Annotated in this window: 15 protein-coding genes and 1 pseudogene; 11 read left to right on the plus strand and 5 right to left on the minus strand. The window is 59.6% G+C overall.

The window, feature by feature from the left end:
• The 9 genes and pseudogenes from ACQKP4_RS25665 to ACQKP4_RS25705 form a co-directional block, all read left to right on the plus strand.
• A pseudogene (locus ACQKP4_RS25665) lies at positions 1–382 on the plus strand (hypothetical protein); the annotation flags it as partial.
• Between the two features lie 41 nt (positions 383–423).
• Entirely contained in the window at positions 424–1,020 is a 597-nt protein-coding gene (locus ACQKP4_RS25670; RefSeq protein ID WP_427636700.1) for a hypothetical protein, read from the plus strand.
• 286 nt (positions 1,021–1,306) lie between these two features.
• Positions 1,307–2,965 carry a Na/Pi cotransporter family protein gene (locus tag ACQKP4_RS25675; RefSeq protein ID WP_427636702.1) on the plus strand — a complete coding sequence of 553 codons (1,659 nt, stop codon included), beginning with the start codon at positions 1,307–1,309 and terminating at the stop codon, positions 2,963–2,965.
• Positions 2,966–3,064: 99 nt separating this feature from the next.
• Positions 3,065–4,441 (plus strand): M16 family metallopeptidase, encoded by a 1,377-nt coding sequence (locus tag ACQKP4_RS25680; RefSeq protein ID WP_427636703.1) that lies wholly within the window; start codon positions 3,065–3,067, stop codon positions 4,439–4,441.
• A gap of 256 nt (positions 4,442–4,697) precedes the next feature.
• The gene (locus tag ACQKP4_RS25685) at positions 4,698–5,726 is read left to right on the plus strand and encodes a DUF5924 family protein (protein ID WP_427636705.1); all 1,029 of its coding nucleotides are present in this window, start codon (positions 4,698–4,700) and stop codon (positions 5,724–5,726) included.
• A gap of 54 nt (positions 5,727–5,780) precedes the next feature.
• Positions 5,781–6,929, plus strand: coding sequence for an MlaE family lipid ABC transporter permease subunit (locus ACQKP4_RS25690; RefSeq protein WP_427636707.1), 1,149 nt, complete (start codon positions 5,781–5,783; stop codon positions 6,927–6,929).
• Complete coding sequence (locus ACQKP4_RS25695) at positions 6,926–7,729, plus strand: ABC transporter ATP-binding protein (RefSeq protein ID WP_427636708.1); 804 nt, start codon at positions 6,926–6,928, stop codon at positions 7,727–7,729. The genes ACQKP4_RS25690 and ACQKP4_RS25695 overlap by 4 nt, the downstream gene beginning before the upstream one ends.
• 1 nt (position 7,730) lies before the next feature.
• The gene (locus ACQKP4_RS25700; RefSeq protein WP_427636709.1) at positions 7,731–8,669 is read left to right on the plus strand and encodes an MlaD family protein; all 939 of its coding nucleotides are present in this window, start codon (positions 7,731–7,733) and stop codon (positions 8,667–8,669) included.
• Positions 8,666–9,292, plus strand: coding sequence for an ABC-type transport auxiliary lipoprotein family protein (locus ACQKP4_RS25705; protein WP_427636711.1), 627 nt, complete (start codon positions 8,666–8,668; stop codon positions 9,290–9,292). The genes ACQKP4_RS25700 and ACQKP4_RS25705 overlap by 4 nt, the downstream gene beginning before the upstream one ends.
• Positions 9,293–9,411: 119 nt before the next feature.
• On the opposite strand, the gene ACQKP4_RS25710 is transcribed toward ACQKP4_RS25705, so the two are convergent.
• From ACQKP4_RS25710 to ACQKP4_RS25730, 5 genes are all read right to left on the minus strand, one after another.
• Complete coding sequence (locus ACQKP4_RS25710) at positions 9,412–10,641, minus strand: nucleoside recognition domain-containing protein (protein ID WP_427636712.1); 1,230 nt, start codon at positions 10,639–10,641, stop codon at positions 9,412–9,414.
• 225 nt (positions 10,642–10,866) lie between these two features.
• Positions 10,867–12,198 (minus strand): glutamate/aspartate:proton symporter GltP, encoded by a 1,332-nt coding sequence (gltP, locus tag ACQKP4_RS25715; protein WP_427636713.1) that lies wholly within the window; start codon positions 12,196–12,198, stop codon positions 10,867–10,869.
• A 701-nt stretch (positions 12,199–12,899) separates the two neighbouring features.
• Complete coding sequence (locus tag ACQKP4_RS25720) at positions 12,900–13,361, minus strand: inhibitor of vertebrate lysozyme family protein (RefSeq protein ID WP_427636714.1); 462 nt, start codon at positions 13,359–13,361, stop codon at positions 12,900–12,902.
• 2 nt (positions 13,362–13,363) lie between these two features.
• Entirely contained in the window at positions 13,364–13,528 is a 165-nt protein-coding gene (locus ACQKP4_RS25725; protein WP_003177151.1) for a DUF1328 domain-containing protein, read from the minus strand.
• Between the two features lie 96 nt (positions 13,529–13,624).
• Positions 13,625–13,912, minus strand: coding sequence for a hypothetical protein (locus ACQKP4_RS25730; protein WP_427636716.1), 288 nt, complete (start codon positions 13,910–13,912; stop codon positions 13,625–13,627).
• Between the two features lie 437 nt (positions 13,913–14,349).
• Between ACQKP4_RS25730 and algB the strand changes: the two genes are divergently transcribed.
• Both algB and ACQKP4_RS25740 read left to right on the plus strand, forming a co-directional pair.
• Complete coding sequence (algB, locus tag ACQKP4_RS25735) at positions 14,350–15,696, plus strand: sigma-54-dependent response regulator transcription factor AlgB (RefSeq protein ID WP_427636718.1); 1,347 nt, start codon at positions 14,350–14,352, stop codon at positions 15,694–15,696.
• Between the two features lie 10 nt (positions 15,697–15,706).
• The coding region (locus ACQKP4_RS25740) for a KinB sensor domain-containing domain (protein WP_427636720.1) at positions 15,707–17,395 on the plus strand (1,689 nt) is incomplete at its 3' end.

Genomic DNA, 17,395 nt, shown 5'->3' on the forward strand with positions numbered 1-17,395 from the left:
CAAACTTCCTCCGACGGTGTTTGGCGCCGTTACGTATGGAAGCCAAAACGTCTCGACGCTGACCACCTCGCCTATGTCGGAAACGAAACCTTTTACCGAGACCTTGAATCGATTGATAGATATACAAAACATCCTCAAGTCCCGAGGTTGGACGCTTGAGCCTTTAGAAAATAACGACTGGTTCAGTGTCGACTCTAGTGCCGAACGTGAGCGATTGCGGGCCAAGCTCTTCGATCAGCCAGTGGGCGTTGATTTGTACGTACCGGGAAAATATAGCCTTCTGCTTTTGATCAAATGCTATGCGCATTGCCGTACGCGTGACGCGGAGACGGCTGAATACTTGATCGATATCAGCGTTGGGCGGGATCGAAGCGGAACATGAGGAATCGTTACAAGCGGCGCGGTATATGTTGGCGCAGAGTCATGTTTTTAATGCTGTTTGTTTGCCTGATTTCCTTTCACTACCCAACGGATTTTTTGGTTGTTCACATCGGCAAAACTTACGAAAGCGTCGTAACGGACTCGACGTTTCCTGTGTTGCGTAAAACTGCCATGTATCCCAGTGACCCGCCGCACCCTAGTTCTACATGGGTATCCAGCCCGGTCATTATCCATTTTGATGATCCTGAGCATGGCTTTAAGCTGCCCGCTAACAAGTTTGGCGCGATTGGATTTGATGAGGGGAAGGTCTCGACCATGACGATTTCTCCGATGCTTGAAACGGTGCCATTTGACGAAATGATTATGGTACTCGATCAGTTACAGAGCCAACTAAGAAATGCTGGATGGGTACCTTGGAATGCAGAAAGAAATCCTTGGGTTAAAACCTCTACCGAGGATGATAAAAAAGTACTTCAGGCTGAGTTGTTTGAGCACGTGGTGGTGACGGTGCTGTTGATACCCCACAAATATAGCCTTGCGCTAAACGTAAAATGCTATGCCCGCTGTGATGAGCGCGATCCGAAGACAGCGAAGTATCTGATCGATGTCAGCGTGGGGGCGGATTACTACAGCGATTGAACGCCTCCCAAATCCTTCCGGTCATTGAGTGGTGATTCAAATCCGCCTTCACGAGCAAGCTCGCTCCCACAGGGGGTCGCGTTTCTTCCGGCTCGCATCGGTCTTCGGGGCCCTGAACCCATCCCGCATGAACCTTGTTTTCATGACAGTTTTGTTTCAATCACTTCTTTAGCTATGCGATGCTGGCGCGCAGCCCGTTAGCCAACTACAGCTAAAGTACAAACGTAGAAAAAGCGCGGTACCGTCAACTTGCCCCTTTGGGGCGCTACCACCACAGGGGGCCCTTATGCTCACCCTGCTCAATTTGTTATCTGCCGTGGCCTTGTTGATCTGGGGCACGCACATCGTCCGAACCGGCATCCTGCGGGTCTACGGTTCCAACCTGCGCCATGTGATTGGCCAGAACATGTCCAAGAAAGGGTTGGCGTTTGTCGCCGGGATTGTCGTGACCGCGATGGTCCAGAGCAGCAACGCCACGGCCATGCTCGTCACCTCTTTTGTCGGTCAGGGCCTGATGGCGCTGATGCCGGCGCTGGCGACGATGCTCGGTGCCGACGTCGGTACGGCGCTGATGGCGCGGGTGCTGACGTTCGATTTGTCGTGGCTGTCGCCGCTGCTGATTTTCCTTGGGGTGATTTTCTTTCTGTCGCGCAAACAGACGCGACTCGGGCAGATGGGCCGGGTCAGTATTGGCCTGGGGCTGATCATTCTGGCGCTGCAACTGATCGTCGAGGCCGCCGCGCCGATCACCCACGCCCAAGGCGTGAAAGTGATTTTCGCGTCGCTGACCGGCGACATTTTGCTCGATGCTCTGGTCGGCGCGTTGTTCGCGATGATTTCCTACTCCAGCCTGGCCGCCGTCCTGCTGACCGCGACCCTGGCCGGCGCCAGCGTGATCAGTTTGCCGGTGGCCATCGGCCTGGTGATCGGCGCCAACATCGGCAGCGGCATTTTGGCGTTCATGAGCACCAGCATGCAGAACGCCGCCGGCCGGCAGGTCGCGCTCGGCAGCCTGTTGTACAAACTGATCGGGTTGCTGCTGATCATTCCGGTGCTCGACCCGCTCGTGCACTGGATCGACAGCCTCGACTACAGCCCTCAGGAAATGGTCATCGGCTTCCACCTGCTCTACAACACCACGCGCTGCCTGATCCTGCTGCCAAGCGTCGCGCCAATGGCCAGGCTTTGCGCGTGGTTGCTGCCGGAGCGGCCCGAGGTCAACGGCATCATCAAACCCCGGCATCTTGATCCGACTGCGCTGGTCACTCCCAGCCTGGCGCTAGCCAATGCCGCGCGGGAAACCCTGCGTATGGGCGACCTGATCGACAACATGCTCGAAGCCATGCTTGACGTGCTGCGCGGCAAGCAAACGGCGGTCACCCAGGAAATGCGGCGCCTGACCGATGACGTCGAAGCGCTGTACAGCGCGATCAAGCTCTATCTGGCGCAAATGCCCCGCGAAGACTTGAGCGATCAGGACAGTCGGCGCTGGGCGGAAACCATCGAGTTGGCGATCAACCTCAAACTCGCCAGCGACCTGATCGAACGCATGCTGCGCAAGGTGCAACAACAGAAAACCTCGCAACGGCGCTCGTTTTCCGAAGTCGGCCTGGAAGAATTGGCCGGGCTGCACAGCCAGTTGATCGCCAACCTGCGTCTGGGGTTGTCGGTGTTCCTCAGCGCCGACAAGGAAAGCGCCCGTCAATTGCTGCGAGAAAAACGTCGCTTTCGCGCCCAGGAGCGCCGCCTGGCCCATGCGCATGTCAGCCGCTTGCAACGAAAGATTGTGCAGAGTATCGAGACCAGCTCGCTGCACCTGGAGTTGATTGCCGACATGAAACGCCTGAATTCATTGTTCTGCAGCAGCGCTTATGTGGTGCTGGAAACCACGGACACCGGCGCATTGATTGTCGACGATATGGCTGACATCACACATTCGCCTTGAACGTCTGGCGGTGTGGTCAGTCAGTAACAATGGTTCAGCCTGACGATTGGCTGACGGGGAAGCGACACGGATCTCCAATCAGCCGTATGGAAGCTTGTTATGCGTTGTCTGTTGTTCGCCTGTCTATTGCTGGGTTCATTGCCTGCGTTTGCCCTGGACCGTTTTCAGGTCGAGGGCTACACGCTGCCGAACGGTCTGCAATTGCTGCTCAAGCCCGGCACCGAGCGTGGGCACGTGGCGATTCGCCTGGTGGTCGGCGTTGGCCTCGATGATTTCAGTTGCGCGGACAAGGAACTGCCGCACCTGCTCGAACATCTGCTGTTCAGCGGCATCGACGCCACCGGCGAGGGTGGCCTGGAAGAGCGCATGCAAGCGCTGGGCGGCGAGTGGAACGCCTACACCAGCAACGCCGATACCACGTTCGTCATCGAAGCCCCGGCGAAAAATCAGCGCAAGGTCCTCGACCTGTTGCTGGCGCTGCTGACCCAGACCCGCATCGACGACAACGCCATCAACGCGGCCAAGGAAGTGGTCGAGCGTGAGGACGGCGGCCATTACTCGCACCTGCAACGCTGGCTCGATCGCCAGGACCTGGGCCACACCGCAAGCAATCAGTTGGCGGTGGAACTGGGCCTCAAGTGCCCTGAGCGGGCCGAGGTCGATCACCTGACCCGCGAACAACTGGAGAAGGTGCGCAAGGCCTGGTACGCCCCCAACAACATGACGCTGATTGTCGTCGGCGACCTCGATCGCCTGCTGCCGGCGTATCTGGAGCGGTCGTTTGGCGCGCTGGAAGCCGTCGACCCCACCGATCACCTGGCGTTACCGGAAATCAACGCGACCGCCGCCCATGAGCGCACGTTGAATGACGGTTTCGTCGGCGACGGTGCCAAGTTGCATTGGCTGGTGCCGGAGCCGGTGCTGGAGGATCAGCACGACGAAACCTTCGACCTGCTCAAGGACTATCTGGACTGGGCGCTCTATCGCCAAATGCGCCTGGCCCACAGTTTGTCCTACGGCCCGTCCGCCGAGCGCGAACTGTTTGGCGGCGTGGGTTTCATGAGCCTTAACGCCGACCTTGAGCGAGACGACTTGCCGCAAGCGCAGCAGGTGCTGGATGAACTGAAAGCCGGGTTGCTCAAGGACGGCCTCGATGCCGACACTTTCAACCGTCTCAAACAGGCCGCCATCGCCCGCCAGACCTGGGCCGTGCAAGGCAACAGCGCACTGGCCGATTACTACTGGAGCGCGCTGGGGGACTACCAAGACGGACGCTTCGCCGACCCCGCCAAGGAACTGCAAAGCGTGTCCCTGGAAGAAGCCAACAAGGCGATGCGCGAGTTGTTGCTGCAACCGGGGTATTTGCGGATCGAGAAGCCGTTGATGAGTTACGACCAGCTGCTGTGGGCGATTGCCGGGGTATGCGGGTTGATAGTGCTCGGGCTTCTGGCCTGGCGCGTGCACCGCAGACGCTGAAAATCGCCTCGGGCGGGAGCGCTTTTGTGGCGAGGGGGCTTGCCCCCGTTGGGCTGCGAAGCGGCCCGAGAAAGGGTGTCCGCTTCACTTGGATATACCGCTTTCATGAGGCCACGACTGCCGCGCAGCCGGACGGGGGCAAGCCCCCTCGCCACAGATGAAGTTTGTTTCAGGCAACGGACCGATACCCTCGCCACACCTCCCGCCGGGCGGTAACCTGTCGAGGATTTTTCCTACAACAAGTGTGAACCGCCCAATGCCTACCCTGCCTCCGTACGTCCAGCGCATCCTGGAATTGATGAAGCGCTACCCCGGGGTGATTGCGCTCGGCGGTTTCATTTCCGGGGTCGGCAGTTTCATTCTGGTTGACCGTCAGCAGGGCCTGGCGACCTGGATCACCATCATCATGGTGCTCAGCTGGATCTGGCTGATGCTGGAAAACACCCTCACCCAACTGTTCACCCGGGTGTTCAAGCGCGAAATTCCGCAGCCGTTGCTGCGTTATGCGACGCAGATGATCCACCAGGAAAGTCTGTTTTTCGTTCTGCCGTTCTTTTTCATCACCACCACCTGGAACAGCGGGCAGTTGTTTTTTACCGGGCTGCTGGGCATCGCCGCGCTGATTTCCATCACCGATCCGCTCTACTACAAATGGCTGGCGCCACGGCGCTGGGCCTTTCTGGCGTTGCACACGCTGACGCTGTTCGCCGCCCTGCTGACCGCCCTGCCCGTCATCCTGCACCTGACCACCTCCCAGAGCTTCAAACTGGCGCTGGGCATTTCCGTGGTGCTGTCATTCCCGAGCCTGGCGTCGATCTTTCCGATTCGCACCGTGCGCAACGCGCTGGCGATCCTGAGCATCACCGTGGGCATCGGCGGCGTCGGTTGGGTGCTGCGTTCGTGGGTGCCACCGGCGACGCTGTGGATGACCGACGTGGCAATCAGCACGCAAATGCAGGACCGCAGCCCCGGCGATGCGCTCGATGAAGTCAGCGCCGAGCAGATTCGCGGCGGCGGTTTGTTCGCGTACACCGCCATCAACGCGCCGCGCGGCCTGGACGAGCGGATTTACCACGTGTGGCAGTTCGACGGCAAAGAGGTCGACCGCATCCCGCTGGACATCCACGGCGGGCGCAAGGAAGGCTACCGCGCCTGGACGCACAAGCAGAACTTTCCGGGCAATCCGGTCGGCGACTGGCAGGTCCGGGTGCTGACCGAAGATGGCCAGGTGATTGGCGTGTTGCGCTTCAAGATCACCGACAGCACACCGACCAAAGAAAAGTAATGCAGTTCGTGTTATTACGTACGTCTGCCTGACAGCCGAACAAGCACGGAGCTTATGACCAGCAGCACTTTGGCCGGTAACGCCCAACTGGATGCCTCTCACTCCCCCGCGCAACTGCGGGTGACGGGTGACTGGACGCTTGCCCATTACGCCGACCTCAAGCAGTTGAGCGAAAAGCTCCACGGCCAATACGACGACAACACCCACATCGACCTCAACGGCCTCGGCGCACTCGACACCGCCGGCGCGTCGCTGCTGGTGGAGTTGCTCGGTTCCGAGCGTCTCGGCCGATCCGCCGAGCACCCCGATTGCACCCTGTCCACGCCTGATCGCGCCTTGTTGCAGACGGTTTACCGCTCGCTGACCGACTTCTGCGTGCCGATCAAGGAACCGGAAGTCAACGTCGGCATTCAACTGCTGACCCGCATCGGCGGCGCGGTGGACGCGATCTGGCAAGACACCCTGCAACTGCTGGGTTTCGTCGGCCTGATCCTCGAGACCGTCGCCCGTGGCGTGCTCCGTCCCAAGCGCTGGCGCCTGACCTCGATGGTCGCGCACATCGAGCAGACCGGCCTCGACGCCGCGCCCATCGTCGCCTTGCTGACGTTTCTGGTGGGCGCCGTGGTGGCGTTTCTGGGCGCGACGGTGCTGGCCAGTTTCGGCGCGAGTATCTTCACCGTGGACCTGGTGGCGTTTTCCTTCCTGCGCGAATTCGGTGTGTTGCTGACCGCGATCCTGATGGCCGGCCGCACGGCCAGCGCGTTCACCGCGCAAATCGGTTCGATGAAGGCCAACGAAGAGATCGACGCCATCCGCACCCTGGGCCTCGACCCGATGGAGTTGCTGGTGGTGCCGCGGGTGCTGGCGCTGCTGGTGGCGCTGCCGATGCTGACGTTCCTGGCGATGCTCTCGGGGATTATCGGCGGCGGCGTGGTGTGTGCCGTGTCGCTGGGCATTTCGCCGGCGATGTTCCTCTCGCTGTTGCAATCGGACATCGGCGTTCAGCACTTTCTGGTGGGGATGGTCAAAGCGCCGATCTTCGCGTTCCTGATCGCCGCGATTGGTTGCCTGGAAGGCTTCAAAGTCAGTGGCAGCGCTGAGTCCGTCGGTGCGCACACCACGTCGAGCGTGGTGCAGTCGATTTTCGTGGTGATCGTGCTCGATGCCGTGGCCGCGTTGTTTTTCATGGAGATGGGCTGGTGAGTCGTCTACCCCGAGCGCCCTCCGAGGCGGTGATCGAAGTTCGTGGGCTGTGCAATCGCTTCGGCAGCCAGAGCGTGCATGAAAACCTCGATCTCGATTTGTACAAGGGCGAAATCCTCGCGGTGGTCGGCGGTTCCGGCAGCGGCAAATCGGTGCTGCTGCGCAGCATTATCGGTTTGCGCCAGCCCAGCGAAGGCGTGGTGAAGGTCTTTGGCAAAAACCTGCCGACCCTGTCCGAGCACGAGCGCTCGATGGTCGAGCGTCGATTCGGCGTGCTGTTCCAGCAAGGCGCCCTGTTCTCTTCGATGACCGTGACCGAGAACGTCGCCCTGCCCCTGATCGAACACGCCGGCCTCAGCCGTGCCGACGCCGAGCACCTGGCGGCAGTGAAACTGGCGCTGGCCGGGTTGCCGCTGTCGGCTGCCGACAAGTACCCGGCCTCGTTGTCGGGCGGCATGATCAAGCGCGCGGCACTGGCCCGGGCGCTGGCACTGGACCCGGACATCCTGTTCCTCGACGAACCCACCGCCGGCCTCGATCCGATTGGCGCGGCGGCGTTCGATCAATTGATCCTGACCCTGCGCGATGCGTTGGGCTTGAGCGTGTTTCTGGTGACTCACGACCTCGACACGCTCTACACCATCACCGACCGCGTGGCGGTGCTGGCGCAGAAGAAAGTGCTGGTGGCGGACGCCATCGACAAAGTCTCGGAAACCAACGATGCGTGGATTCACGAATACTTCCATGGCCCTCGCGGCCGCGCGGCGCTGACGGCCGCTCAACAGTTGAACGAGGTCTGACATGGAAACCCGAGCCCATCATGTATTGATCGGCCTGTTCACCGTGATCGTGGTGGCAGGTGCCCTGCTCTTCGGTTTGTGGCTGGCCAAGTCCAGCGTCGACACCGAGTTCAAGGATTACGAAATCGTCTTCAACGAGGCGGTCAGTGGCCTGTCCAAAGGCAGCGCCGTGCAGTACAGCGGGATCAAGGTCGGTGACGTGGTGACCTTGCGCCTGGACCCCAAAGACCCGCGTCGGGTGCTGGCGCGGATTCGTCTGGGTGGCGAGACGCCGATCAAGGAAGACACCCGGGCCATATTGGCGCTGACCGGTATCACCGGCACTTCGATCATCCAGCTCAGCGGTGGCACGCCGCAGAGCCCGGCGCTCAAAGGCAAAGGTGGTGACCTGCCGACGATTGTGGCGTCGCCCTCACCCATTGCCCGTCTGCTGAACGACAGCAACGACCTGATGGCCGGCGTGAATACGCTGATGCACAACGCCAACCTGATGTTCTCCACCGAGAACGTCGAACGGATCAGCCAGACCCTCGAGCACCTGGAACAGACCACCAGCACCATTGCCGAGCAGCGCGGTGACATCCGGCAGGCCATGCAGCAACTGGCGTCGGTCGGCAAACAGGCGAGCAGCATGCTGGAGCAAACCTCGGCGCTGATGCGCAACGCCAATGGGCTGCTCAATGATCAGGGCAAGCAAATATTCGGCAGCGCCGAGCAAGCGATGAAGTCGCTGGAACAGAGCAGCGCGACCATCAACAAGCTGATCAGCAACAATCAGGATTCGCTCAACAGTGGCATGCAAGGCTTGAATGGCGTGGCGCCGGCGATACGTGAGCTGCGCGACACATTGACCTCGTTGCGGGCGATTTCCCAACGCCTCGAATCCAACCCCAGCGGTTATCTGCTGGGCAGTGACAAGAACAAGGAGTTCACGCCATGAAGCTGACGCACATCGCCTTCCTCGCCAGCTTCACGTTGCTCAGTTCATGCTCGATCTTGCCCAAGTCCGAGCCGTCGGATGTTTACCGTTTGCCTTCTGCCCAGGGCAGCGCTGCCGCCAGCCACGGCACACCGCAGCAGTGGTCGCTGCGCCTGGCCAAGCCGCAGGCCAGCGAAGCGCTGGACAGCCCGAAAATCGCGGTCATTCCTCAAGGGGACTTGATCAGCAGCTACAAGGCTTCGCGCTGGAGCGATCCGGCGCCGGTGTTGCTGCGCAACCGTCTGCTGGACGGGTTCCAGCGCGATGGTCGCGTGCCGCTACTGAGCACCGATGACAGCAATTTCCAGGCAGATCTGGAATTGGGCGGGAGCTTGCAAGCGTTCCAGACCGAATACCAAGGCACGAATGCAAGCGTGGTCGTGCGGCTGGATGCGTTGCTGGTGCGCGGTTATGACCAGCGGATTCTGGCCAGTCGGCGCTTTGAAGTGCGCCAGCCGTTGAGCGATAAGCAAGTGCCATCGGTGGTCGCCGGGTTTGCCAAGGCCAGTGACCAGTTGACCGCGCAGGTGGTGGCGTGGACGGTTGAAGAAGGCCAGAAGGTCGCGCCGCCACTCCGACCCTGAACGCAACACAAATCCCCTGTGGGAGCGGGCTTGCTCGCGAAAGCGGTGTGTCAGCCGAGATCATTGTTGACTGACACACCGCCTTCGCGAGCAAGCCCGCTCCCACAATGGTTTTGTGGTTAGCCGAAGAACCAGTAGCAGACGAAAATCGCGCCGACCACGCCCGCCAGTTCCGCCAGCAACGCACACCCCACCGCATGCCGTGCGCGCTGGATGCCCACCGCGCCGAAGTACACCGCCAGCACATAAAACGTCGTCTCGGTGCTGCCCTGGATCGTCGCCGCCACCAGTGCCGGAAAGCTGTCCACCCCGGACGTCTTCATGGTTTCAATCAGCATCGCCCGGGCGGCGCTGCCGGAAAACGGCTTGACCATCGCGGTGGGCAACGCATCGACGAACCGCGTGTCCCAACCGGCCCATTCCACCAGGTGCCGAATCCCGTCCAGGCCAAAGTCCAGCGCGCCAGAGGCTCGCAATACACCCACCGCGCAGAGCATCGCCACCAGATACGGCAGCAGATTCTTCGCCACGTCGAAGCCTTCCTTGGCGCCTTCGACGAACGCTTCGTAAACCTTCACTTTGCGTAACGCGCCGATGATCAGAAACAACATGATCAGCCCGAACAGCGTCAGGTTGCCGAGGATGGATGAGAGGCCGGCCAGCGCGGTTGCCGAGAGCGTGCCCAGCAGCGCCATGAAGCCACCGAGGGCCAAGGCACCGGGAATCAGGTAAGCGAGCACCACCGGGTCCCAGACGCGCAAGCGTTGCATGAACGCGACCGACAGGAAGCCGACGATGGTCGAGCAACTGGTGGCGAGCAGGATCGGCAGGAACACCAGCGTCGGGTCGGGCGCGCCTTGCTGGGCGCGGTACATGAAAATCGTCACCGGCAACAGCGTCAGCGACGACGCGTTGAGCACCAGAAACAGGATCTGCGCGTTGCTGGCGATGGTGGCGCTGGGATTGAGCTCTTGCAGCGCCTTCATGGCCTTGAGGCCGATGGGCGTGGCGGCGTTGTCGAGGCCCAGGGCATTGGCGGCGAAGTTCAGCGTGATCAGGCCGATTGCCGGGTGCCCGGGCGGCACTTCCGGCATCAGTCGCAGAAATAGCGGGCCCAGCGCCCTGGCCAGCCAATCGACGATCCCGGCCTTCTCGGCGATCCGCAGGAAGCCCAGCCACAGCGTCAGCGTGCCGAACAGCAGGACCATGACTTCGACCGACAACTTGGCCATGGCGAAAATACTTTCCACCATCGCCGCGAATATTCCGGCATTACCGCCGACCAGCCATTGCACCAGCGCCGAAATGGCCGCCACGATGAAGAAGCCAAGCCACAGGCCATTAAGCATCAGTCAAATCCCCCGGAAGATGCGGCGAATGATAGCGGGGTCGCCAGAAACGACAAACCCCGGATTTCTCCGGGGTTTGTTTATGGCTGCATAAGCCCAATTCCGTGGGCTGGCCTCAATCCACTGTGGGAGCGGGCTTGCTCGCGAAAGCGGTGTGTCAGTCAGCTGATCGGGCGACTGACACACCCCATTCGCGAGCAAGCCCGCTCCCACAGGGTTATGTCATCAGCCTTTGGAAATCTCGCCAGCCGGCAGCTTTTCCTTGCTGCGCCAGTGCGGCAGGGAGTTCCAGTAACGTTCGCCCTTGGCGTCGTCGTACATGCCTTCCCAGCGTGCGATAACCAGCACGGCCAAGGCATTGCCGATCACGTTCAGCGCGGTACGCGCCATGTCCATGATGCGGTCGACGCCAGCAATGAACGCCAGGCCTTCCAATGGAATGCCGACGCTGCCCAAGGTGGCCAGCAACACCACGAACGACACGCCTGGTACGCCGGCGATGCCTTTGGAGGTGACCATCAGCGTCAGCACCAGCAGCAATTGCTGGCTCATCGACAGGTCGATGCCGTACAGCTGGGCAATGAAGATTGCCGCGATGCTCTGGTACAGGGTCGAACCGTCGAGGTTGAACGAGTAACCGGTCGGCACCACGAAGCTGCAAATGGCTTTCGGCGCGCCGTAGGCTTCCATCTTCTCGATCACGCGCGGCAGCACGGTTTCGGAACTGGCGGTGGAGTAAGCCAACACCAGCTCATCCTTGAAGATGCGCATCAGTTTGATCACCGAGAAGCCGAACAGCCTGGCAATCAGGCCCAGCACGACGAAGGCGAAGAAGGCGATGGCGAAGTAAACCAGCACCACCAGTTTGGCCAGCGGCAGCAGCGAGGCGAAACCGAAGTTGGCCACGGTCACCGCGATCAGGGCGAATACGCCGATCGGGGCGTAGTTCATGATCATGTGGGTGACTTTGAACATGCTCTCGGACACGCCCTGGAACATCTTCACCAGCGGCTCGCGCAGGTCCGATTGCAGGCTCGACAGACCGAGGCCGAACAACACGGAGAAGAAGATGATTGGCAGCATCTCGCCGCGAGCCATGGCCGCGAAGATGTTCGACGGGATCAGGTTGAGGATGGTTTCGATGAACGCGTGTTCATGCTGAACTTCGGCCGCCGTCGCCTGGTACTTGGAAATATCCACCGTCCCCAGGGTGCTCATGTCGATGCCGCTGCCCGGATGGACCACGTTGGCCAGCACCAGGCCCACCAGAATGGCGACAGTGGTGACGACTTCGAAGTAAATGATCGTTTTCAGGCCAATACGCCCGAGTTTCTTCGCATCGCCGACCCCGGCGATACCGACGATCAGCGAGGAGATCACGATCGGGATCACGATCATCTTGATCAGACGAATAAAGATATCGCCCGCCGGTTGCAGGACGTTGCTGATCCACCAGGCTTTTTCGGCGCTGAAATGGTTAAGCAGCGCACCGATTGCAATCCCCAATACCAGACCGATGAGGATCTGCCAGGCGAGGCTAAGCTTTGCCTTCTTCATATCTTTACCCTTACTTGCGTTTGACTCGGGCAGATGCGCAGGACTGGTCACGCTTGTGGCGAAAAAGTCTGTGCATCGGCCCCCGTATAAGGTGCCCCGGAGCGCGTGTTTACGGCTCTCTGGCAGGCGAAAAAAGGCGCAACTATTCCGATGCAAGGAAGCGACGTCTAATGCCGTAAACGCCTACCCTATGCCGAATCGGCATGAGCTTTTTCACCTTAAACTCACGTCCCAACCGGTTCGAATACGACATTTCGGCAGGTATAAGTGCCGTGAACCGGCCATTTCAGCGGATGTCGGTGATTTTTTGATCAGGGTATTTGAAGGCGAAACTTCAGAAAAAACCTACGTTTAACAGCGAAAACTCGCAGTCGGGCGGGTAGCGCTTTCTCGATATACGGTCGAGAAGAAACACCGCGAAACGGTTTTCGAAAGGATATGCAGCAGAGGGATGTACGCGGGATGCTCTGGATCGACGTTTTTGCACGCCGGAAGCTCTTCGCAAGTCCGTCGAGTCATACCCGACCGGCGAACTTGCGTCGCAGCTTTTGCCTGACCCGGCCCTTGCGCAGGCACTCCCTGTACCCGTAGGTCACTCCGACCCTGAAACAGTCAGAACGTCCCGACCCCTTGGTCATGCGCTTGCCTTCCTCAGGCAGCGCATCGGAAAGAAGCAAGGCTGCTTCTTTCTTGTTACCAACTCAGTACCAGTTCGGATCTTTTTTCAGTTGTTCCATCAACAGGTTTTGCATGCCCTGATCCGGTTTACCGAGGAAACGGTAAGTGGCATGCCGCGTCGGCGACTTGTCAGCCGGTAGGCCTGCGGGCACTTCGACCAACATGCCGTAGGCGTCCTTCTTGTTGAAGCTGAACGCCACGATCAAGCGCTTGTTCAGGCACGTCGGTTGCGATTCGCAAAGCGGCCCGACCAGATACATGTCGCCATCTTCCTGCACCGCATTCATTTGCTCGGCATCGCCAGACAGGTTCATCACCCATTCCGGCAGTCGTTCTTCCTTTTTAACGACACTCGTCCAGGTTTCACGGTACTGCGGGTCTGACGTCAACAACTCGTTGGCCCGCGTCTGGCCATCATTGGCCGCCATCGCCATGGCACTACCGCCCAACAGCAGGGCGGCTGCCAGTGTCTTGAACACGCTCATGGTCAGCCTCGACCGCGACGGCCGAAGAAGAAGGAAGCAATGAACATCACCAGGAACACGACAAAGAGAATCTTGGCGATACCCGTGGCGGTGCCCGCGATACCACCGAAGCCCAGTACGGCGGCGATGATGGCAATGATCAAGAATGTGATTGCCCAGCTCAACATGGTGATTCTCCTTACGCTTACGCTTCTATTATTTAAAGTTTAGAGGTGCTGCGGTGCTGCTTGTCCCGGCGCATCAAGCGCGCCAGTTTGGGTTGCTCAGAACACCCAACGTTCCTGACGGGGCATCTCATCCACAGGCTGCGCCTGGTCGACGTCCATCATTCGCATCGGTGCGAGTTCAGCCTGGTTGCTGCTGACAGCGCTGAAATGGGTCTGGGTCGCATGTTGAATCGATACGTGCGGCGCTTCCGGCTGTTGGCTCTGTTCCCACAGCAGGAACTGTTGGCCTGCGATCAGGGTGATCAACAGCGCCAATACGGCAAACAGGCCTTGCTGGAGGTGCAATGGCGAAATACGCAATTGGGCGGCACGTTGGCGATTCATCTGAAACTGCTCCCACTGTGGTGGTGATCTTGTTAGTGGGCGTGAATTCATAATTGCCCTGATAACCAGACTATTGCAGCCTGCATGCCAGCTTTTTCAAAGAAATAAATCCTTTAAAAACAATGGCTTAAATATGGTCTAAAAATTCTGTGGGACGCATCCTGCACGATGGACCCTCTTCGGTCGTGCGTAATGCACGATAAATTCGTAGGAACTTTCATTATTTTTGAATTGAGAGCAGGTCGCAGATGTCAGAGAGGAACGTAGGCAAACGCCTAACAGCTGATCTGTTTATAAAAATTCAACAAAATCAGTGTATTGGCGAGGGTGCGAAAGGTTAGCTACCCTGCCGGGGCTGGAATGGATCAGAATCAACCATGCAACTTGCCCGATTTTTCCGGGACTAACGAAGATCTTTCATTATGGAGCGTAGGAAAATGGAATCTGCCACTGAGCATCAAGGCCGCATTCTGCTGGTGGACGACGAATCTGCCATCCTGCGAACCTTCCGTTATTGCCTCGAAGACGAAGGCTACAGCGTCGCCACCGCCAACAGCGCGGCACAGGCCGATGCCCTGTTGCAGCGGCAGGTATTCGACCTGTGTTTCCTTGACTTGCGCCTCGGCGAGGACAATGGCCTCGATGTGTTGGCGCAAATGCGCATTCAGGCGCCGTGGATGCGGGTCGTGATCGTCACCGCACATTCGGCGGTCGACACGGCGGTCGATGCCATTCAGGCCGGCGCCGCCGATTACCTCGTCAAGCCGTGCAGCCCCGACCAATTGCGCCTGGCGACGGCCAAGCAATTGGAAGTGCGCCAACTGTCAGCGCGTCTGGAAGCCCTTGAAGGTGAAGTGCGCAAGCCAAAGGACGGTCTGGATTCCCATAGCCCGGCCATGAAAGTCGTGCTCGAAACTGCCCGGCAGGTTGCTGGCACCGACGCCAACATTCTGATCCTCGGCGAGTCGGGCACCGGTAAAGGTGAGTTGTCCCAGGCCATTCACGGCTGGAGCAAACGCCAGAAGAAATCCTGCGTCACCATCAACTGCCCGTCGCTGACGGCCGAATTGATGGAAAGCGAACTCTTCGGCCACAGCCGTGGCGCGTTTACCGGGGCCAGCGAAAGCACCTTGGGTCGGGTCAATCAGGCCGACGGCGGCACGCTGTTTCTCGACGAGATCGGCGATTTTCCCTTGACGTTGCAACCCAAGTTGCTGCGATTCATTCAAGACAAGGAATACGAGCGGGTTGGCGACCCGGTGACGCGTCGCGCCGACGTTCGTATCCTCGCGGCCACCAACCTGAATCTGGAAGACATGGTTCGCGACGGGCGTTTTCGCGAAGACTTGCTCTATCGCCTGAACGTCATCACGTTGCACCTGCCGCCGTTGCGCGAACGCCGCGAAGACATCCTCAACCTCGCCGACCGCTTTCTGGCGCGCTTCGTCAAAGAGTACGCGCGTCCGGCGCGAGGATTCAGTGAGGAAGCCCGGGAGGCGCTGCTAGGCTATCGCTGGCCGGGCAATATTCGCGAGCTGCGCAACGTGGTGGAACGGGCGAGCATTATTTGTCCGCAAGAGCGTGTCGAGATCAGCCACCTGGGCATGTCCGAGACCCCGGTCAACAATGCGCCGCGCATCGGCGCCGCGTTGAGTCTGGATGAGTTGGAAAAAGCCCACATCGGCGCGGTCCTCGCTACGGCAGACACCCTGGACCAGGCCGCCAAAACCCTGGGCATCGACGCTTCAACGCTGTATCGCAAACGTAAGCAATACAACCTGTGAGCTGTATCCGATGAAACTGGCGATGAAGCTGCGGACCCGATTGTTTCTGAGCATCTCGGCGCTGATCACCGTGGCACTGCTGGGGCTGTTGCTCGGGCTGGTCAGCGTGATGCAGATGGCGGGCACTCAGGAAGCATTGGTTCGCAGCAACTTCGCCACCCTCGACCTGGGCCTGAAACTGCGCCAGACCCTGGGTGATCAACTGATCATCATGCTGAGCGACAAGCACGATCCCGATGCGTTTGATGTTGCTCGCCAGCATTATTTCCAATTGCTCGAAGAAGGCATCGCGCATGAGCAGGCAGGCGATGGCACTCAATATGGTTTCAGGCAGGCCAAGGCTGACTACTTGAGCTTTCTGGAGGCCTACAACCGTTCCCAGAACCCGGCGAGCGTGTTGAGTGGCAACGACGAACTGACGGAAAAATTCAACGCGTTGCGTAACGGTTTGATCAGCGAACACAAGCGCGCGCTGAACAACATAGATGAAACCCAGCGCGCGGCGCGGGACAGGGCGCTCTTGATTGCGACCCTGCTTGGGTTCGTCGGGCTGGCGGTGTTGATCATCGGCTTCATCACCGCCCATGGCATCGCCCGGCGTTTCGGTGCACCCATCGAGGCCTTGGCCCAGGCCGCCGACGACATTGGTCAGGGCAATTTCGAGGTCACGCTGCCGATTTCATCCGCCGAAGAAATGAATCAGTTGACCAAGCGTTTCGGGATCATGGCCGAGGCCTTGCGTGAGCATCAGGCGACCAACGTCGATGAGCTGCTGGCCGGTCAGCAACGCTTGCAGGCCGTGCTCGACAGTATCGACGACGGGCTGTTGATGATTGATCGCGAAGGCCATCTTGAACATCTCAATCCGGTGGCTCAGCGCCAATTGGGTTGGGACACCGATCGACTTGGCGTGGGGTTGGGCACCGCCCTTGAGCGTCCCGAGCTGGACGAACAACTGCAACTGGTGCTGCGTGGCGGCACGCTGGAGCGGGCTCCGGAAGACTTGAGCTTTGAGGTTGACGGCGAGTCGCGGTTACTGACTTACAGCCTGACGCCGGTCAGCCACACACAAGGTCACATTCTCGGCGCGGTGATGGTGCTGCATGACGTCACCGAACAACGCGCCTTCGAGCGGGTGCGTAGCGAGTTTGTCCTGCGCGCATCCCATGAATTGCGCACGCCGGTCACCGGCATGCACATGGCGTTCGGCCTGTTCCGCGAGCGGGCGAAATACCCTGAGGATTCCCGCGAAGCCGATTTGCTGGACACCGTGAATGAAGAAATGCAGCGCTTGATGCAATTGATCAACGACTTGCTGAATTTCTCGCGATACCAGAACGGCTTGCAGAAACTGACGCTGGCGCCGTGTTCCATCGAAGGTTTGCTCGAACAGGCCAAGGGCCGCTTTGCCGCTGAGGCGCAAGCAAAGGGTATCGGCCTGGTGCTCGAAGTGCAGGGCCCGCTGCCGTGGCTGCAGGCTGATCAGCCGCAGTTGGACCGGGTGCTCGATAACCTGATCGACAATGCCTTGCGCCATACCGCCACCGATGGGCACATCCGTTTGCAGGCCCGGCGCCACGGCGAACGGGTGATCATCAGCGTCGAAGACAATGGCGAAGGCATCGCCTACGGCCAGCAGGGGCGGATTTTCGAGCCTTTTGTGCAAGTGGGTCGCAAGAAGGGTGGCGCCGGTTTGGGG

Origin of the sequence: Pseudomonas sp. NPDC086278, from assembly GCF_050280905.1 — a bacterium.
Lineage (GTDB): Bacteria > Pseudomonadota > Gammaproteobacteria > Pseudomonadales > Pseudomonadaceae > Aquipseudomonas.